The 17,558-nt window shown below is 72.8% G+C and carries 18 protein-coding genes; 12 read left to right on the top strand and 6 right to left on the bottom strand.

Features of this window, described 5'->3' with window-relative positions; translation table 11 throughout:
* The first annotated feature begins 10 nt into the window (after nucleotides 1-10).
* The 8 genes from ACYVPE_RS07405 (at nucleotide 11) to ACYVPE_RS07370 (ending at nucleotide 7,388) form a co-directional block, all read left to right on the top strand.
* Nucleotides 11-706 carry an alpha/beta fold hydrolase gene (locus tag ACYVPE_RS07405; RefSeq protein ID WP_461032614.1) on the top strand — a complete coding sequence of 232 codons (696 nt, stop codon included), beginning with the start codon at nucleotides 11-13 and terminating at the stop codon, nucleotides 704-706.
* Nucleotides 707-860: 154 nt separating this feature from the next.
* A complete protein-coding gene (locus ACYVPE_RS07400; RefSeq protein ID WP_461032613.1) occupies nucleotides 861-2,084 on the top strand; it encodes a helix-turn-helix domain-containing protein in 1,224 nt (407 codons plus the stop codon).
* A gap of 217 nt (nucleotides 2,085-2,301) precedes the next feature.
* The gene (locus tag ACYVPE_RS07395) at nucleotides 2,302-2,433 is read left to right on the top strand and encodes a hypothetical protein (protein WP_461032612.1); all 132 of its coding nucleotides are present in this window, start codon (nucleotides 2,302-2,304) and stop codon (nucleotides 2,431-2,433) included.
* Nucleotides 2,430-2,657, top strand: coding sequence for a hypothetical protein (locus tag ACYVPE_RS07390; protein WP_461032611.1), 228 nt, complete (start codon nucleotides 2,430-2,432; stop codon nucleotides 2,655-2,657). Before ACYVPE_RS07395 ends, ACYVPE_RS07390 begins: the two co-directional genes overlap by 4 nt.
* Nucleotides 2,658-2,720: 63 nt before the next feature.
* Nucleotides 2,721-3,131 (top strand): hypothetical protein, encoded by a 411-nt coding sequence (locus tag ACYVPE_RS07385; protein WP_461032610.1) that lies wholly within the window; start codon nucleotides 2,721-2,723, stop codon nucleotides 3,129-3,131.
* Between the two features lie 243 nt (nucleotides 3,132-3,374).
* Nucleotides 3,375-3,839 carry a PPOX class F420-dependent oxidoreductase gene (locus ACYVPE_RS07380; protein ID WP_132819414.1) on the top strand — a complete coding sequence of 155 codons (465 nt, stop codon included), beginning with the start codon at nucleotides 3,375-3,377 and terminating at the stop codon, nucleotides 3,837-3,839.
* Between the two features lie 149 nt (nucleotides 3,840-3,988).
* Entirely contained in the window at nucleotides 3,989-5,011 is a 1,023-nt protein-coding gene (locus ACYVPE_RS07375) for a LacI family DNA-binding transcriptional regulator (RefSeq protein WP_461032609.1), read from the top strand.
* A gap of 262 nt (nucleotides 5,012-5,273) precedes the next feature.
* Nucleotides 5,274-7,388, top strand: a complete 2,115-nt coding sequence (locus ACYVPE_RS07370) for a non-reducing end alpha-L-arabinofuranosidase family hydrolase (protein ID WP_461032608.1) — start codon at nucleotides 5,274-5,276, stop codon at nucleotides 7,386-7,388.
* Nucleotides 7,389-7,453: 65 nt separating this feature from the next.
* Here the strand turns inward: ACYVPE_RS07370 and ACYVPE_RS07365 are convergent, their stop codons facing one another.
* Genes ACYVPE_RS07365 through ACYVPE_RS07355 form a run of 3 tightly spaced genes read right to left on the bottom strand, consistent with a single transcriptional unit; the run spans nucleotide 7,454 to nucleotide 10,888 of the window.
* Nucleotides 7,454-8,230: an ABC transporter ATP-binding protein gene (locus ACYVPE_RS07365; RefSeq protein WP_461032607.1), complete on the bottom strand. Its 777-nt coding sequence runs from the start codon at nucleotides 8,228-8,230 to the stop codon at nucleotides 7,454-7,456.
* Between the two features lie 2 nt (nucleotides 8,231-8,232).
* A complete protein-coding gene (locus ACYVPE_RS07360; protein WP_461032606.1) occupies nucleotides 8,233-9,612 on the bottom strand; it encodes an ABC transporter permease in 1,380 nt (459 codons plus the stop codon).
* Nucleotides 9,613-9,628: 16 nt separating this feature from the next.
* Nucleotides 9,629-10,888 carry an ABC transporter permease gene (locus tag ACYVPE_RS07355; protein WP_461032605.1) on the bottom strand — a complete coding sequence of 420 codons (1,260 nt, stop codon included), beginning with the start codon at nucleotides 10,886-10,888 and terminating at the stop codon, nucleotides 9,629-9,631.
* Between the two features lie 82 nt (nucleotides 10,889-10,970).
* Between ACYVPE_RS07355 and ACYVPE_RS07350 the strand changes: the two genes are divergently transcribed.
* Genes ACYVPE_RS07350 through ACYVPE_RS07340 form a run of 3 tightly spaced genes read left to right on the top strand, consistent with a single transcriptional unit; the run spans nucleotide 10,971 to nucleotide 13,353 of the window.
* Nucleotides 10,971-11,633, top strand: a complete 663-nt coding sequence (locus tag ACYVPE_RS07350) for a response regulator transcription factor (protein ID WP_461032604.1) — start codon at nucleotides 10,971-10,973, stop codon at nucleotides 11,631-11,633.
* Entirely contained in the window at nucleotides 11,624-12,976 is a 1,353-nt protein-coding gene (locus ACYVPE_RS07345; protein ID WP_461032603.1) for a sensor histidine kinase, read from the top strand. Before ACYVPE_RS07350 ends, ACYVPE_RS07345 begins: the two co-directional genes overlap by 10 nt.
* The gene (locus tag ACYVPE_RS07340) at nucleotides 12,865-13,353 is read left to right on the top strand and encodes a glutathione peroxidase (protein ID WP_461032602.1); all 489 of its coding nucleotides are present in this window, start codon (nucleotides 12,865-12,867) and stop codon (nucleotides 13,351-13,353) included. Before ACYVPE_RS07345 ends, ACYVPE_RS07340 begins: the two co-directional genes overlap by 112 nt.
* Before the next feature lie 27 nt (nucleotides 13,354-13,380).
* On the opposite strand, the gene ACYVPE_RS07335 is transcribed toward ACYVPE_RS07340, so the two are convergent.
* Both ACYVPE_RS07335 and ACYVPE_RS07330 read right to left on the bottom strand, forming a co-directional pair.
* Nucleotides 13,381-14,364 (bottom strand): aldo/keto reductase, encoded by a 984-nt coding sequence (locus ACYVPE_RS07335; RefSeq protein WP_461032601.1) that lies wholly within the window; start codon nucleotides 14,362-14,364, stop codon nucleotides 13,381-13,383.
* Between the two features lie 159 nt (nucleotides 14,365-14,523).
* Nucleotides 14,524-15,387 (bottom strand): helix-turn-helix domain-containing protein, encoded by an 864-nt coding sequence (locus tag ACYVPE_RS07330; protein WP_461032600.1) that lies wholly within the window; start codon nucleotides 15,385-15,387, stop codon nucleotides 14,524-14,526.
* A 148-nt stretch (nucleotides 15,388-15,535) separates the two neighbouring features.
* Between ACYVPE_RS07330 and ACYVPE_RS07325 the strand changes: the two genes are divergently transcribed.
* Entirely contained in the window at nucleotides 15,536-16,159 is a 624-nt protein-coding gene (locus ACYVPE_RS07325; RefSeq protein ID WP_461032599.1) for an NADPH-dependent FMN reductase, read from the top strand.
* A gap of 102 nt (nucleotides 16,160-16,261) precedes the next feature.
* Here ACYVPE_RS07325 and ACYVPE_RS07320 read toward each other — a convergent pair whose 3' ends face one another.
* Complete coding sequence (locus tag ACYVPE_RS07320) at nucleotides 16,262-17,422, bottom strand: hypothetical protein (protein WP_461032598.1); 1,161 nt, start codon at nucleotides 17,420-17,422, stop codon at nucleotides 16,262-16,264.
* Nucleotides 17,423-17,558 lie beyond the last annotated feature (136 nt).

The following is a 17,558-nucleotide window of genomic DNA, read 5'->3' as shown; positions in this document are numbered from 1 at the left end:
GGAACTGATCATGGACATCCTGCTCGTCGCGGGACTCTGGCTCGACGGAGCCGTCTGGGACGACGTCGCGGCCGAGCTCAGGTCGCTCGGCCACCGGCCGGTCCAGCTGACCCTCCCCGGCCAGGGCGACGGGGCCACGGCCGCCACGCTCGAGGACCAGCTGGCGGCGGTGCTGGCCGCGGTCGACGCCGCGCCCGAGAAGCCGCTGGTGGTGGGCCACTCCGCCGCCTCCACCCTGGCGTGGCTGGTCGCCGACGCGCGCCCGGCGGGGATCGCCGGCGTCGTCATGATCGGCGGCTTCCCGGCGGCCGACGGCAAGCCGTACGCCGACTTCTTCCCGATCCAGGACGGCGCGATGCCGTTCCCCGGCTGGGGCCCGTTCGAGGGGCCGGATGCCGCCGACCTGGACGAGGCGGCCAGGCACCGCTTCGCCTCGGCCGCCATCCCGGTCCCCGAGGGCGTGGCCACCGGCCCGGTGCGGCTGACGGACGAGCGCCGCTTCGACGTCCCCGTCACGGTCGTCTGCCCCGAGTTCAGCCCCGCCGAGGCGCAGGAGTGGATCGACGCCGGCGACCTCCCCGAGATGGCCCGGGCCAGCCGGTTGGAACTGGTCGACCTCGCCTCCGGCCACTGGCCGATGGTCACCGCGCCGTGCGCACTGGCGCACCTCCTCGCCGACGCGGCCGCCGGCGCCGGCACCAGGTAGGCCGGCGCCGCGTAGGCGCGCGGCCGTTCGCTGTTCACCCCGAGTGCTGACAGAGGTACCGTCCTGAGTGCGTGCCACCGCAGGACGAATCGGAGTTCATCATGTGGGACTTGACGCTCCAGCACATCACCACGCACGGAATGCGGGTGGCGTGATGGTGGACGAAGCCCTGACCATCGGCCAGCGTCTGCGCGACGCCCGGCTCCGGCTCGGCCTGACGCAGGCCGACGTGGCCGCCCGACTCGGCCGTACCCAGGGGTGGGTGTCGAAGGTGGAGAAGGGCGCCATCGAACTGGACCGCACCAGCGTCATCAACTCGCTGGCGGGAGTGCTGCACATCCACCCCAACGAACTGATCGAGCGCCCGTACACCCAGGCCGCCTCGGCCAACCAGTGGCAGGTGTCGGCGGCCGCGATCATAAGAGAGCTGCGGCGCTACGACCTGGCGCCCGTGTTCGACGGCAAGCCACGGCCGGCCGAGAAGCTGTGGGCCGAGACCGCGAAGCTGCACACGCTGCGGGACAACGCCAAGAACACCTCGATACTGGCCGCCTTGCCTGACCTGCTGCGCGAGTCGCGGGCCCTGGCCGAGGTGGCGAGCGGCCGGGAGCGTGAAGAGGCGTACGGCGTCTACGCCATCGTCTGCAAGTTCGGCCACACCAGCGCACACGCCCTCGGCCACCCTGAGTTGGTCACCATGACGTGTGAGCGCGCCGCCTGGGCAGCGGAGCGGAGTGGGGACGAGTTGATGCCAGCCGTCGCTCACTGGATGCGGGTATGGGACATGTGGGCGACAGCGGATTGGGATGATGCGATCGCGTTGTCGGACAAGGCACTGCGGGACATCGAGTCGTTGTACGACCGGGGTGACCCATCGGCCTTGCGGGTTTGGGGGGCGCTCCACTTGCGGGCGGCCATCTCGGCTGCCCGCGGAAGCCGCGAGAGCGAGGCTCGCCACCGCATCGCCCAGGGGCGCGAGGTCGCCGAACGCTCCCGGGGGACAGCCCTCCGGTTCGACCGCCATTCGCTCACGTTCTCCCCCGGCAACGTGGCCATCCACGCGGTCGGCGCCGAGTTGGAGATGAGCAACCAGGACGAGGCCCTGCGGCTTCACAGCCAGACCGACCCGTCTGACCTGAGGGAGCTTCCGAAGTCCAGGCGCGGTCATTACGCCCTCGATCTCGCACGCGCGTACCTGTGGTCCGGTCGCCGGGACCGTGCGCTGACCGAGTTGGAAAGAGCGGAAGCCACCGCACCACAGCTGATCCGAAACCACCCCATCGCGCGCGCGACGCTGCGCCGCATTCGGCAGGCCGAGCGGGTAGCGGTGAGCGAACGGATCCGCCGGATGTCCAACCGGTTCAACCTGGGCGACTAGATTTCGAGCGCCTGGCCAGCAGCTATTCCCGACATTCATATTCGGGAGTGACCGGCTCCATACCGTCTGTCATCGGAATCATCGCCGATGACTCGGGGGGTGCCCGGTGCACACCGATGCCGTTCTGCCTGACTCGATCCGACGAGCGCGTCAAGCCGCGCGGACGTTACTCGCCGCCCTTGGCTGGTTGGGCGAACCAGGGGAAACCGTCACCGTGGTGACCGGGCTGGAGGGCTCGGTCGACCCTGCCGAGCCCGTGACGTGCGGCTACTGCCGCCACGCCATCGTGGCGAATGACGACCACGCCGTCACCTGCCCCTGGAAGCCGGGGAAGGCGGTGGCCCGGTGACCGTGGAGATCGCGTTGCGTTGGGGCGGGCACGAGCTGATGGGGCAGCTGGTCACCGACCCGACGACCGGCCGCGTCGGCCGGCTGGACGGTGTGCTCGAACACGTGGCGCGGGAGAGCGGCCGCGTGCTGCACGCGGAGGCGCACATGCGCCCGGTGGACGGGAGCGGGAGGGAGTGGACGGCGGACGCCACCGTCCTGACGGCGGTGGCCGATGCGTCCTGACCGCACCTGCCGTGGCCGGCTCCTAAACTGCCCACGGTCGTCCTAGGAGAGGAACACGTCATCATGCGCCCGCAGAGGTTTCAGCAGTTCGCGATCGACGCCTACCGCGCCGCCGGCATTCAGGCCGAGCCATGGTCGGAAGACACGAAGCGACCGATGGGCATCGCGCTGACTCTGCCGACCGGGCAGCAGATCCGGCACGCGATCACCGCGCAGTCGCGCGAGGGGGAGAAGTATGCGGAGCCGGAGCAGCCGGTGGAGAAGGAAGCACCGGCTCCGGTGGCGGTGCCCGAGCTTGGGAAAGGCGCCGATCCGCGTCAGGTCGAGGGGTACCTGGCGGCCGTCTTGAACAACTCCGGGAGCACGGAGATCCTACGGACGTACGGCTACTCGGACCACACGCCGCCGGCGATGCATCCCGGCTTCGGGGTGATCTTCCACTCGGGGGCGAGGGTCTTCTGCATGCTTTCGTAGGAGGTCACGCGTGCCGGCTATCGATCCAGGACGGACCAACGCCAGCTGTCCCGAGTGCGGGGCGTACACGAGCGCTGAGAAGGGCCAGCCCACGCCGGGGCACCAGCGGTTGGGAGATCGCGAGATGTGCACGGGCGCGGGGCAACCGGCGCAGTAGACCCGCCGATGCCCGCCCCCACGGCTGGCCGTGGGGGGTTCCGGCGGTGCCTCCCTGCCGCCGGAGTGATGTCATACGGTGTCGTCATGAGCCCTTCCATCGCCACCAACACCACCGTCGACCTGGCCGGTCTGCTGGAGTTCGTTCGGCCTCGGCACCGTGGTCTGCTGATCACTCGACGGGCGGACGGCGCCCCGCAGGCGTCGCCGTTGACGTGTGGGGTCGACGATTCCGGGCGGTTGGTCGCCTCGACGTATCCGGAGCGGGCCAAGACGCGGAACGCGCGACGGGACGCGGCCGTGTCGCTGGTCGTGCTGTCGGACGAGTGGAACGGGCCGTGGGTGCAGGTCGACGGGGAGGCGGAGGTCGTCGACGCGCCCGACTCGGTGGAGCCGCTGGTCGAGTACTTCCGCAACATCTCAGGCGAGCACCCGGACTGGGACGAGTACCGGGCCGCGATGGTCCGGCAGGGGAAGTCGATCATCCGGATCACGCCGAAGCGGTGGAGCCCGATCGCCACTGGTGGGTTCCCGGCCCGGCTGGTGGAGTGACGGCAAGGGGCGAAAACATTCGAGGCTATTGACCGATCGTTGCGATGCGAGGACTGTAGAAACGACCCGATGAGCCGTCAAGAGGCCCCGTGGGCGTGCGGCACCGTCCTCTTCGAAAGGATCGGAAGTGGCGTCGTTAGACTGCTCGCATGCCCTCAGCCGAAGCCCGGGACGAGCCGCTGACGATCGCGCAGATCGCGAAGCGGGCGGGGGTCTCCGTGGCCACGGTCTCCAAGGTCGTCAATGGCCGGGCGGACGTCGCGCCGGGGACGCGTTCGCTGATCGAGGACATCATCCGCCGCCACGGATACCGGCGGCAGAAGGTCGCGGGTCCCGCGGCCCTGCTGGAGCTGGTCTTCCACGAGGTCCGCGGCCCCTACCCGTTCGAGATCTACCAGGGCGTCCAACGGGTCGCCGCCGAGCACCAGTTGGCCGTGGTGGTCGCCGAGCTCCAGGGCCGGCACACCCCTGGCCAGGGCTGGGCGGACGGCGTGCTGGCCCGCCGCCCGACCGGGGTCATCTCGGTGTTCTCCGGGCCGACCGGGCCGCAGGCGGAGCGGCTGAACAGCCGCGGGATCCCGTTCGTGCTGGTCGACCCCACCGGGGAGCCCGGGCACGCCCCGCCCTCGGTGGGCGCGAGCAACTGGAGCGGCGGGCTGTCCGCCACCCGGCACCTGCTGGGCCTCGGCCACCGGCGGGTCGCCATGATCGCCGGGCCGGAGGACGTGCTGGCCGGCCGCGCCCGGCTGGACGGCTACCGGGCGGCCATGGACGCGGCGGGCCTGCCGGTCGACCCGGCCCTGGTCCGCACCGGCGACTTCCAGATCCTGGACGGGCTGAAGCACACCAGGGACCTGCTCCGGCTGCCCGACCCGCCGACCGCGATCTTCGCGGGCAACGACGGCCAGGCCCTCGGGGTGTACCGGGCGGCCGCCGAGGCCGGGCTGCGGGTTCCCGAGGACCTGAGCGTCGTCGGGTTCGACGACCTCTTCCCCTCGCCCTGGCTGACCCCGCCGCTCACCACCGTCCGCCAACCGCTCGCCGAGATGGCCGCCACCGCGGCGACCATGGTGCTCGCCCTGGCCCAGGGGCGGGAACTCCCGCAGACCCGGGTGGAGTTGGCCACCGAGCTGATCATCCGCGACAGCACGGCCCCGCCGGCGCGACGCTGACCCGCGTCGACGCGGCGCTGACCCGCGCGGCCGCCCTCCCGTACCTTCAGCCATGCCCGGCGATCCGGCCATCGTTCGAGATGTCGAACGATCCGGTCGGCGCCGGGTGGGTCCGCCATCCGTCGGGCGGGCCACCACTCAAGCGCCTGCCTGTCATGTCTATGGCATGACCGGCGGGTTCGGGCCCCTCCCGCGCCGGCGCCTGACGTCCCCTCACGCCGGCAGCGGCCCGACACACCTCCCCACCCAGAAGGGACGACAGATGAACCACCCCATCGGAACGGGCTTATGGCTCACCCCGCTCCGCCGGCTCAGGACGCTGGTCATGCTGCTCAGCGCCGTGCTCATCGCCTCTGGCGCGATCGTCGCCACGGCGGGCACCGCGCAGGCCGGCACCACGCTCGGCACCTCGGCGGCCGAACGCGGCCGCTACTTCGGCGCCGCGGTCGCCGCGTACAAGCTCGGTGACGGCGTCTACACGGGCATCCTCAACCGCGAGTTCAACAGCGTCACCGCCGAGAACGAGATGAAGTGGGACGCCACCGAGCCCAACCGCGGCCAGTTCAACTTCACCAACGGCGACCGGATCGTCGACCACGCCCGCTCGCGGGGCATGTCGGTCCGCGGCCACGCCCTGCTCTGGCACTCCCAGCAGCCCGGCTGGGCCCAGGGCCTTTCCGGCAGCACGCTGCGGTCGGCGATGATCAACCACGTCACCCAGGTCGCCACCCACTACCGGGGGCAGATCCACTCCTGGGACGTGGTGAACGAGGCGTTCGCCGACGGGACGAGCGGGGCGCGCCGTGACTCGAACCTCCAGCGCACCGGCAACGACTGGATCGAGGCCGCGTTCCGGGCGGCCCGCGCCGCCGACCCGGGCGCCCGGCTCTGCTACAACGACTACAACACCGACGGCGTCAACGCCAAGAGCACCGCGATCTACAACATGGTCCGCGACTTCAAGGCCCGCGGCGTGCCGATCGACTGCGTCGGGTTCCAGTCGCACCTGACCAACTCGGTGCCGGGCGACTACCAGGCGAACCTCCAGCGCTTCGCCGACCTCGGCGTCGACGTGCAGATCACCGAGCTGGACATCGCGGGCGCCAACCAGGCGAACGTCTACTCCACCGTCACCCGGGCCTGCCTGGCCGTCTCGCGCTGCACCGGCATCACGGTGTGGGGCATCCGGGACAGCGACTCATGGCGGACCGGGCAGAACCCGCTGCTCTTCGACAACGCGGGGAACAAGAAGCCGGCCTACACCTCGGTGCTGAACGCGCTCAACGGGGTGGCCGCGGCAGCCGAGCCGGCCACCGCCGAGCCGGCCGCCGTCGTCGAGCCAGCCGCAGCCGTCGAGCCCGCCGAGCCCGCTGCCGAGCCCGTTGCCGGCGACGATCCGTCGGCCGCCGCGCTGCCCTCGTCCATGCGGTGGAACTCCAGCGGGATACTCGCCAGTCCGAGGCCGGACGCGACGCACGACATCGTCTCCATCAAGGACTACTCGGTGGTCTGGCACAACAACAGGTGGCAGGTCTACGCGACCACCGCCAACCGGAGCGGCGGCTGGAACCTGGTGCACTTCTCCGCCCCCGACTGGCCGCAGATGGCCAACGCGCAGCACACGTACCTCGACACCGCGTCCGGCGTCGGCGCCGGCTACCGGGCGGCGCCGCACGTGTTCTACTTCGCGCCACAGAACCAGTGGTACCTCGTCTACCAGACCGGACTGCCCTCGTACTCGGTCAGCAGCGACCCGAGCAACCCCAGGTCCTGGTCGACGCCGCGCAACTTCATGAGCAGCATGCCGGACATCATCCGGCAGAACATCGGCAACGGCTACTGGGTCGACTTCTGGGTGATCTGCGACACCGCCAACTGCCATCTGTTCTCCAGCGACGACAACGGGCACATCTACCGGGCCCAGACCTCCCTGGCGAACTTCCCCAACGGGTTCGGCAACACGGTGATCGCGCTCCAGGACGGGAACCGCAACAACCTCTTCGAGGGCACCGCGGTCTATCGCATGAGCGATACCGGACAGTACCTGCTGCTCCAGGAGGCCATCGGCTCCAACGGCCGCCGATGGTACCGGTCGTTCACCTCCAGCAGCATCGGCGGACAGTGGACCCCGCTGCACGGGACGGAGGCCAACCCGTTCGCCCGCTCCAACAACGTGACCTTCCCGTCCGGCACCGCGAACTGGACACAGGACTTCAGCCACGGTGAGCTGCTGCGGGCGGGCAACGACCAGACGATGACCATCAACACGTGCCGACTCCAGTTCCTCTACCAGGGCATCAACCCGAGCGCCGGCGGCGACTACAGCCAACTGCCCTGGCGCATGGGCCTGCTGACCCAGACCAACCCCACCTGCTGAGCGACCGCAGTACTGGGGCGGCCGGCCGGACGCGTGCGCGTCCGGGCGGCCGCCCTCGCGCGGCCTCAGCGCCGCCGCGTCGTGGTGACCCGGCCGCGCCGCAGGGTCAGCACCCGGTCGGACTCGGCGGCCAGCGCCTGGTTGTGGGTGACGACCACGACACACCGGTTCCGTTCGTGGGCCAGCTCCTTGAAGATGGCGACGATGCCGGCGGCCGTCTCCTCGTCGAGGCTGCCGGTCGGCTCGTCGGCGAAGAGGATGTCCACGTCGCAGGCGAGCGCGCGGGCGATGGCGACGCGCTGCTGCTGGCCGCCGGACAGCCTGAGCACCCGGCTGCGCGCCGCCTCGTGGTCGAGGCCGACCCGCTCCAGCAGCTCGAAGGCGCGGGCCCGGCGGCTGCCGGTGGCGGGGCGGGTGCCGGTGATCTCCATGGCGGTGGTGACGTTCTGCACCGCCGTCAGGTACGTCAGCAGGTTGTACTGCTGGAAGATCGTCGCGGCGTGCCGGTTGCGGTAGCGGCCGAGGCCCAGGTCGGCGAGGTCGCGCCCGTCGAAGCGGATGGTGCCCCTGGTGGGGGAGTCCAGGCCGCTGGCCAGGCTGAGCAGGGTGGTCTTCCCGCTGCCCGAGGGGCCGAGGATGGTGTAGAAGACCCCGCGCTCGAAGTCGAGGTCGACGTGCTGGAGCACGGTGCGGGCACGGGGTCCGTCCCGGTAGACGTGGCCGACGCCGGAGAGCGTGAGCACGGGCGGTGCGGGCGGTGCGGGCGGTGCGGGCGGTGCCGGGGTGGCGGGGGCCTGCGGTTCGGGGGCCCGCGGTTCGGGGGTCTGCGGTGCGGCGGTCAAGGTCAGTTGCCCTTCGTGAGGATGGCGCGCGGGCTGAGCCGCAGGACGGCGGCCGCGGGGATCGCGGTGGCGAGGGCGCCGAGGCCGAGCCCGACGCCGGCGACGGTGGCCAGCGCCGCGGGATCGAGCCGGACGGTGATCTCGTCGATCGGGTCCGCGTTCTCGACCGGCGCGTCGTTCGGGTCGATGCCCTCGCCGAGCCCGGTCGAGCCGGGCGGCGGGGGCTGCCAGGCGTCGATCTCCCGCTGGGCCGCGGCGGCCTCGTCGCTGAGCAGCGCCGCGCCGGCCCGCTGCGTCAGGCTCTCGGCGACCACCGAGACCAGGCCCACGGCGAGGACCGCGACCACCAGGGTCTCGACGGCCTGCTGGGCGACCAGGCGCCACCGCCGCTCGCCCATCGCCAGCAGCACGCCGAACTCCCGGCGGCGCTGCCGCACGGCGAGCGCGGCCAACAGGCAGAGCACGCCGGCGCCCGCGACGCCGATCAGCCACATCGTCGTCGTCGCGGTCGAGGCGATGCTCTCCAGCGGGCCCGTCATCTGGGCGACCGCCTGGTCGTTGAGGCCGAGCTGGAAGCCGTCGAGATCCGTGCCCGCGATCTCCCGGGCCGACTCCTCGAACGCCGCGAACGTCGCGGGGTCGCCGAGCCGGAAGGTGGCGGACCTGACGCTCGCCGGCCCCTCCTCGGGGTTGAGCCGGGACAGCGCCTCCGCCGGGATGAACAGTCGGTCGCCTGGCAGCTGTTGGAACTCGGGGTCCGGCTCGTCCGAGGGGTCACGGTAGATGCCGCCGACGGTGAACTCGGCCTGCCGGTCGCCAGCCGGGTCGTTCTCGGACAGCGTGAGGGTGTCGCCGACCGCGAGCCCGTTCTGCCGCGCCAGCCGCTCCTCGACGAGGACGACGTCCCGCTCCCGGTCGTCCGCGGTGATCTGCTCGCCGGACAGCAACCGCCAGGAGCCGTCCGCGAAGCCGGGCAGCAGCGAGGAGTCGAGGACGCCGTGGACCAGCGTGTAGTCGTCCGGCGCGTCGGCGTACATGGGGGTGTCGCTCACGGTGCCCGCGCCGCCCAGCAGCCGGGTGCCGTTGAAGGACTGGTAGTTGTACCGCTCCACCAGCGGCGATTCGCCGATCCGCTCCAGGGTGTCGATGCCGATGGCGGGCGCCTGGAGCGAGCCGCCGGCGACCATCGCGTCGATGTCCACCCCCAGTTCGACCTCGGCGCCGACCTCGCGCTTCGCCGCCTCGCCCGCCTCGGCGGTGGCGGAGGTGATGAGCACGCCGCCGAGCACCATGGCGGAGACGACCGCGAAGGTGCCGAACGTGATCAGGGTCCTGGCGGCGCGGGACCGCAGACTCAGTGCCGCGCGTTTGATGAAGTTCATGGCTGTTCGCCTCTGGTCATTCGCTGTCGGTGAGGATGGAGCGGGGGTGCAGGCGGAGGATCCCGATGCCGGGGAGGACGGTGGACACCAGCGAGATGCCGAGTCCGACGCCGGCGACCGCGCCGAGGTCGGCCGCCGCCATCCGGAGTTCGGGCGGCGCCGGTTCGTCGCCTGGCGCACGGTCCGGCTCGTCGGGCCCTGGCGACAGCAGGCGCTCGCCGACCAGGGGGGCGACGAGCAGGCCGAGCGGGGCCACCACCGCGAGCGCGACCAGGGCGACCGCCGCGACCTCCACCGTGTGCTGGCCGACGAGCTTCCACTTCCGCTCGCCGAGCGACAGCAGCATCCCCAGCTCGTCGCGCCGCTCCCGGATGGTCAGCGCGACGATCAGCCCGAGCGTCACGGTGCCGGCCAGCGAGATCAGCCAGACGAGGGCGCCCGCGAAGGCGGCGACGCGCTGGATCGGCCGCACCCGGTCCTGGTACGCCTTGTCGTTGACGTCGAAGCGGAAGCCGTCCTGGCCCAACACCCGCTCGACCTCGGCCCGCAGCGGCCGCGCCGCCTCGGGCGACTCGACCCGGAACACCGCCTCGTCCAACCGGTCGCCGAAGCCGAGCGCGGAGACCGCCGCGAGGGGCGCGTAGAGCTGGTTGGCCGCCAGGTCGCGGGGCGCCACCCACTGCGCCGGGGTCTGCTGCGGGCTCCGGTAGAGGCCGACGACCTCGAAGGGGACCGTCTCCCCGCCCTCGGCGGCGGCCAGTTCGACCGGGTCGCCGACGGCCAGCCCGTTCCGCTCGGCAAGCCGCTCCTCCAGCAGGACGACGTGGCGCCCGGCGTCCCGCTCGGTGAGGCCGCGCCCGGCGACGAGTTCCGCCCGGCCGGTGGCGAAGGCGAGCAGCAGCCCGGCGTCGCGGATCCCGGTCAGCGCGAGACCGTTCCGCTCCTGGTCGGCCCGCGCCTCCGGCGGCTCGGGCGCGCCCGACGTGACGGGCGTGACGCCGGGCGGCGCCGTCACGCCGCGCAGCACCGGGTTGTACCGGGCCACCGGCGGCGCGGCGCCGATCCGGTCGGCGGCCCCGGCCGTCAGCCGGTCGCCGCGCACCGTGACGTCCACCCCGACCAGGCGACGCGTCTCCGCCTCCTGCCGCTCGGTCGCCCCCCGCAGCAGGAAACCGCCGAGCAGCAGGGCGGAGATCAGCAGGAAGATCCCCAGCAGCAGCGCGGACTTGCCCTTCCTGGCCCGGAGACTCAGGGCCGCGCGTTTCACGAAGTTCACGGGGCGCAGCGAAACAGGCCGCCGCGTGCGGCGACGTAAGGTCCTTACCCCGTTGTAACCGGCCGTCTGATGGCATCGGACCATGAGAGTGCTGGTTGCCGAGGATCACCATCTGCTCGCGCGGAACATCGCGACCGGCCTGCGCCGGCAGTCCATGGCCGTCGACGTCGCCGCGTCGGGCGACGAGGCCGAGCGGATGTGCCGGCACACCGACTACGAGGTGGTGATCCTCGACCGCGACCTGCCCGTGCTCACGGGCGACGAGGTGTGCCGGCGGGTGCGCCGGCTGCCCGACCCGCCGCGCGTGCTGCTGCTGACGGCGGCCGGCGAACTCGGCGACCGGATATACGGCCTCGAACGCCTCGGCGCCGACGACTACCTGGCCAAGCCCTTCGACTTCGCCGAACTCGTGGCCCGGGTGCGGGCGTTGAGCCGCCGCGCCGGGCGCCAGGCGCCGCCGCCGCTGCGGCACGACCGCATCGTCCTCGACCCGGCGCGGCACGAGGTCACGGTCGACGGCAGCCGAACCGAGCTCACCCCCAAGGAGTTCGCCGTGCTGCGGACCCTGATGGAGGCGGGCGGCGAGGCGGTGGCCCACCGCGACCTGGTGCGCGCCGTCTGGGACGAACACCTCGACCCCCGCACCACCGCCGTCCGGGCCACCGTCAGCCGGCTGCGCGGCAAGCTCGGCGACCGGGTCGTCATCGCCGCGGACACCGGCCGGGGCTACCGGCTGTGCGGCTGAGCCGGCTCCGCAGGCCGCCGTTCCGCACCCGCCTCGCCGCCGCCTTCACCGGCCTTTTCCTGCTGGCCGGCGTCCTGCTGCTGGCCTTCGTGGTGCTGCTGGCCAGGCACGGGACCGCGCGGGAGGTGCGGGGCGCCGAGGTGGTCGCCGTCGACGAGGTGGATACCGACCTGGCGGGGTACGCCACGGCGGGCCGCACGACCCCAGGGCCTGACGGCGCGGCGCCCACCGGGCCCCTCCTGTCCGAGGCGTACGACGCCGTCGACGTCCGGCTGGTCGAGGAGACCGTGCGCGCCGTGCAGGACACGGTCCTCCACCAGCTGCTGCTCTGGTCCGGCATCGGCCTCGCGCTGCTCGCCCTGCTCGCCGGGGTCATGGGCTGGTGGCTCGCCGGCCGGGCGCTGCGGCCCGTCGCCGCCGTGACGGACGCCGCCCGCCGGATCAGCGAGGAACACCTCCACGAACGGCTCGCGCTCACCGGCCCGGACGACGAACTGCACCGGCTCGCCGCCACCTTCGACGGCATGCTCGACCGTCTCGAGCGCGCCTTCGACAGCCAGCGGCGGTTCGTCGCCAACGCCGCGCACGAGCTGCGCACCCCGCTCGCGGCGCAGCGCACCAGCCTGGAGGTGGGGCTCGCGGACCCCGTCCCCGACGGCCTCGCCGAGGTGCGCGAGGAACTCCTCACCACCAACCGCGACGCGGAACGGCTGATCGCCGCCCTGCTGGTGCTCGCCCGCAGCGACCTCGGCCTCGACGTGGTCGAGGAGTGCGACCTGCGGGACGTCACGCGCCGGGTGGTCGGCGAACTGCGGCCGTCGGCCGGGGAACGGCGGGTCTCGGTCGCGCTGACCGCCGCCGAGCCGGTGCCGATCCTCGGCGAACCGGTGCTGCTGCGCCACCTGGTGGCGAACCTGGTGGGCAACGCGGTCCGGTACAACCGGCCGGGCGGCACCGTGTCGATCCGGCTCGCCGACCGGACGCTCACCGTCGTCAACACCGGGACGCCGGTGGAACCCGACCAGGTGGACGGCCTCTTCGAGCCGTTCCGCCGGCTCGGCCAGGACCGCACCAGCACCGGCACGAGCACCGGGGGACACGGCCTCGGCCTGTCCGTCGTCGCGTCGATCGCCGCCGCGCACGACGCCCGCGTCACCGCCCGCCCCGGGCCGGACGGCGGCCTCACCGTCGCCGTCACCTTCCCCGACGACCCGGCAGTAGGCTCGTCGGCATGTCCTTCTACGAGGTGCGGATCGACGCCCTGCGGGGCGGAAACGCCGACGTCGCCCAGTACCGCGGCACGGCGGTCCTGGTCGTCAACGTCGCGTCCAAGTGCGGGCTGACCCCGCAGTACACCGCGCTTGAGCAGCTCCAGGCGCGCTACGCCGAGCGCGGCTTCACCGTGCTCGGCGTGCCCTGCAACCAGTTCATGGGCCAGGAGCCGGGGAACGCCGAGGAGATCGCCGAGTTCTGCTCCGCGACCTACGGCGTGACCTTCCCGATGACCGAGAAGGTCGAGGTGAACGGGGCGGGGCGGCACCCGCTGTACGCGGGGCTCGTCGACACCGCGGACGCCGAGGGGTACCGCGGCGACATCCGCTGGAACTTCGAGAAGTTCCTGGTCGGCCCGGACGGCGCCGTCGCCGCCCGCTTCTCGCCGCGGACCGAGCCGGACGCCGCCGAGGTCGTCGCCGCCATCGAGCGCGTACTGCCCTCCTGAACCCTCGGGTGCACGGGCCCGACGGGCCTACCAGCGGTCGTGGACCTCGGCCCTGAACCGCCGGTCGTAGAGCTCGCGCACGGCTGCCAGGGCCTGCTCAGGCAGCGGCGCGAGCTCGGCGGCCCGCGCGTTGGCGCGGGCCTGCTCGGGGGAGCGGGCGCCCGGGATGACGGACGAGACGCCAGGCTGCTGGGCGATCCAGCGCAGCGCGGTCTGGGCCGGGGTCGCGCCCTCGGGGGCCAGGGTGGCGAACTCGGCGGCCGCCGCCACGCCCGTGGCGTAGTCGACGCCGGAGAACGTCTCGCCCTGGTCGAAGGCCGCGCCCTGCCGGTTGTAGGTGCGGTGGTCGTTCTCGGGGAAGGCGGTGTCCGCCGTGTACCTGCCGGACAGCAGTCCGCTGGCCAACGGCACCCGGGCGATGATCCCGACGCCGGCCTCGGCGGCGGCGGGCAGCACCTCGGCCAGCGGCTTCAGCCGGAACGGGTTGAGGATGATCTGCACGCTGGCCGTGCCGGCGCGGGCGATGGCGGTGAGCGCCTCGTCGCAGGTCTCCACGCTCACCCCGTACGCCGCGATCCGGCCCTCCTCTACCAGGGTGTCGAGCGCGTCGAAGACGGCGTCCGAGGAGTAGACGGGCGTGGGCGGGCAGTGCAGCTGCACCAGGTCAAGACGGTCGACGCCCAGGTTCCGGCGGGAACGGTCGGTCCACGCGCGGAAGTTGTCCAGGGTGTAGCGGGCGGGGTCGAGCGGTGCCCGGCGGCCCATCTTGGTCGCCACCAGCACCCCGGAGCCCGGCTGCTCGCGCAGGAAGCGGCCGATGAGCGCCTCGCTGCGGCCGTCCCCGTAGACGTCCGCGGTGTCGAAGAAGGTCACGCCCGCCTCGACGGCGGCCGCCAGGACCGCGAGCGCGTCCTCCTCCCGGACCTCGCCCCAGTCGGCCCCGAGCTGCCAGGTGCCGAGACCGATCACGGACACCTGCTGCCGGCTCCTGCCGAGGACCCGCTGCTCCATGGTCGTAACCCTCTCCCGTGGTACGTGTGACGGAGGCCGATTGTGGGTGGCGGGAGGGCGGAATGTACAGCCTCGACCGGCCGACCGGCCGACCGGCCGACCGGCCGACCGACCGACCGACCGGCCGACCGGCCGACCGGCCGGCCGGCAGGACAGGACCTAGACGGCGCGCAGCGCGCCGGGGTGGCGACCGGCGAGCCCGTCGAGGGCCGCGGCGGTGGCGTCGTCGGCGGGGAGCAGGACGACGAGCCGCTGGTCGTCGTCGGAGAGGTCGAGCGTCTCGTGGGCCAGCCGCAGCTCGCCCGCCTCCGGGTGGCGCAGGCGCCGCACGACGCTGGCCCTGGGCGGGCCGGCCACCCGGGCGACGCGCTCGGTGAACCCGGCGCCGGCGGTCAGCGTCAGCTCGTCGACGAGCGCCGCCAGGTGCGCCTCCGAGCGGAAGGGGCCCTGCTTCAGCGCGGCGACCTGGTCGTCGGCGACCAGCTCCCAGTCCGGGTAGACGTCCCTGGCCCGCTCGTCGGCGAGGACGAACCGGTAGTGGTTCGGCGGATCGCCGTCCAGCAGGCCGACAGGACCGGCCAGCGGGCGATAGCCGTCGGTGTGCGCGAGGACGTCCCCGACCCGGTTGAGGACGAGGGCGGGCGCGGGCTCCAGGCGGGCGAGGAGCGCCAGGACGGTCGGCCGCAGGGCGTTGAGCGGCGCCCCGGCGGCGACGCACGAGAAGCCGGGGTCGGCCGCCTTGGTGAGCCGGTACAGGTGGACGCGCTCGCGCGTGGTGAGGCCCAGCACCTGGGACAGCGCGGCGAGCACCGGCGGCGACGGGTGGCGGTCCCGGCCCTGTTCCAGCCGGGTCAGGTACTCGACGCTCACCCCCGCCAGGGTCGCCAGCTCGGCGCGCCGCAGGCCGGGCGTGCGGCGGCGCGGCCCGGTGGGCAGGCCGACTGAGGCGGGCGTGACGGCCTCGCGGCGGGTCCGCAGGAAGACGCCGAGCTCGTTGTCGCGGGGGTGGTCGTGCGCGCTCACCCCGCCAACGTAACGCGCCAGGGCGTCCGGAGGGTGGCCCCGTCACTACCACTCTCCGGCCGGTCTCCCCGGGGCGCCGATCGGGCGGCAGCGTGGTGGGCGTACCACCGCATCACCGCACCACCGCATCGGAAGGCAGGACACCCTCATGTCAGAACAGCGTGTGCCGCAGGAGCGGCACGACCGGCTCCGGCTCGCGGTCGTCGTCGGCAGTGTCAGGGAGGGCCGGTTCGGACCGGTCGTCGCCCGCTGGTTCACCGAGCACGCGGCGGCGCACGGCGCGTTCGAGGTGGACGTGGTCGACCTCGCCGAGACGCCGCTCCCGCTGGAGCTGCCCCCGGTGCCGCCGGCCGTCGACCCGGCCCTGGCGCGCCCCGCCGAGATGGCGGAGCTGACCCGGCGGCTCGGCGCCGCCGACGCGTTCGTCATCGTGACGCCCGACTACAACCGGAGCTACCCCGCCTCGCTGAAGGCCGCCATCGACTGGCACTACACGGAGTGGCGCGCCAAGCCGGTCGGCTTCGTCGGCTACAGCGGCGGCTCCGGCGGGCTGCTCGCGGTCGAGCACCTCAAGCAGGTGCTCGGCGAGCTGCACGCCCACACCGTCCGCAATCTCGTCTCCTTTCCTCGCTACTACCTCCTCTTCGACGAGGCCGGGCGGCTCAGGGAGCCCACGGAGCCGGCCGGCGCGGCCAAGACGATGCTCGACGAGCTCGACTGGTGGGGCACCGCCCTCCGCGAGGCCCGGCGCGAGCGCCCCTACGCGGGGTGAGCCGGGGCGGCACCCCGCCGCGCATGGGGGCCGCGGCGGGGCGTCACCCGACAGGCTCGGCCACGACGGCCGGGCCACGAAGGTTCGGCTACGACGGCCGGGCTATGACGGCTCGGCCACCCGCTCGAAGGGCGTCGGGGTCGCCCCCGTCCACCGGTAGAGGTAGACCTCGCCGAGCTGGCGGCGCTGGCCGTCCACCGTGACGGCCCGCCCCTCGGCCGCGTAGTAGTAGCCGCCGCCCAGGGCCTCCAGGCCGTAGTTGCCGTGGAAGTCCCAGCCGTGGACGCCGGTGGCCGGGTCGTACCTGCCGTCCCGCACCAGGCTGAGCAACTGGCCGCGCTCCGGCTCTGGCTGGCCGGATATCTCGCCGCGGCGCGGCCTGACGTCGCCGTCGACCATGAAGAAGGAGTAGTTGGGGAACTCCTCCTTGGTGCCGTTGTAGACCGCCATCATCCAGTTCCCGGTGTACGGGTCGTACTGGAGGTTCTGCACGCCGTAGGTGGTGTTGCCGGTGCGGACGAAGTACTTGCCGTTGGGGCGGTTCGGGCCGCTGCGGTGCGGGTCGCTCTGCGACAGCGGCCGCTCGTAGCGGGACCAGTTCCGCACGTCGTACTCGAGGACCACCTGGTGGTCGTTGTCGGCGCGCTCGGTGTTGGCGTACACGCCGTAGGCGACCATCAGCCGCGGCTGGCCCCCGCGCGAGCCGAACGACGGGCCGAAGGAGACGCCGTCGATGCCGCTGCACCCGTAGCGGTGGTCGGCGGTGTCCGCGGTGTCGCCGTCGAAGACGCCGTCGCCGTCCATGTCGGCGGTGAAGTCCTCGACGACCTCGGAGAGGTGAACGGCCGTCATCACGCCGTCGGTCTCGGCGTTCATGCCGACCCGGTCGATCGCGTCGACGTCGAATATCGCGATGTAGAACGCCTCTTCGGCCTTGTACTCGAGGGAGCCGTAGACCCGGCCGTCGCGTGGGTCGAGGTCGATGTCGCCGAGGTGGCCCGTCAGCCCCTCGACGGTGCCGATCACGTTGCCCGCCAGGTCGGTCTTCACCAGCATCTGCGTGAACGACCAGTAGACGAAGCCGCCTTCGGTGTCGACGGTGACGCCCTGCACATGACTGGTGGGCCAGGCGCCGCCGTTGATGTGGGTCGGCAGCTCGCCGACGTCGGGGCCGCCGCCCGGTGGGGCGGCGAACGCGGGGCCGGCGACGGCGGTGGCGGCGACGGCCAGGGCGGCGACGAGGATGGTCCTGACGCGTGGCATGGTGTGCCTCCTTCTCCGATGAGCGGTCCGGTGGGTGGCCGGGTGGGCGCGGAGCCCGTGAGCGCGAAACAGCCCGGACCCTAGGGAAGCCCGGTGAGCGCACCGCCGGGCCCCGCCAACGTCCGGTCGACGCCCG

Source organism: Streptomyces mayteni (assembly GCF_054783955.1).
Note: the sequence above shows the minus strand (reverse complement) of the source record. Positions and strands in the feature narration are given on the sequence as shown.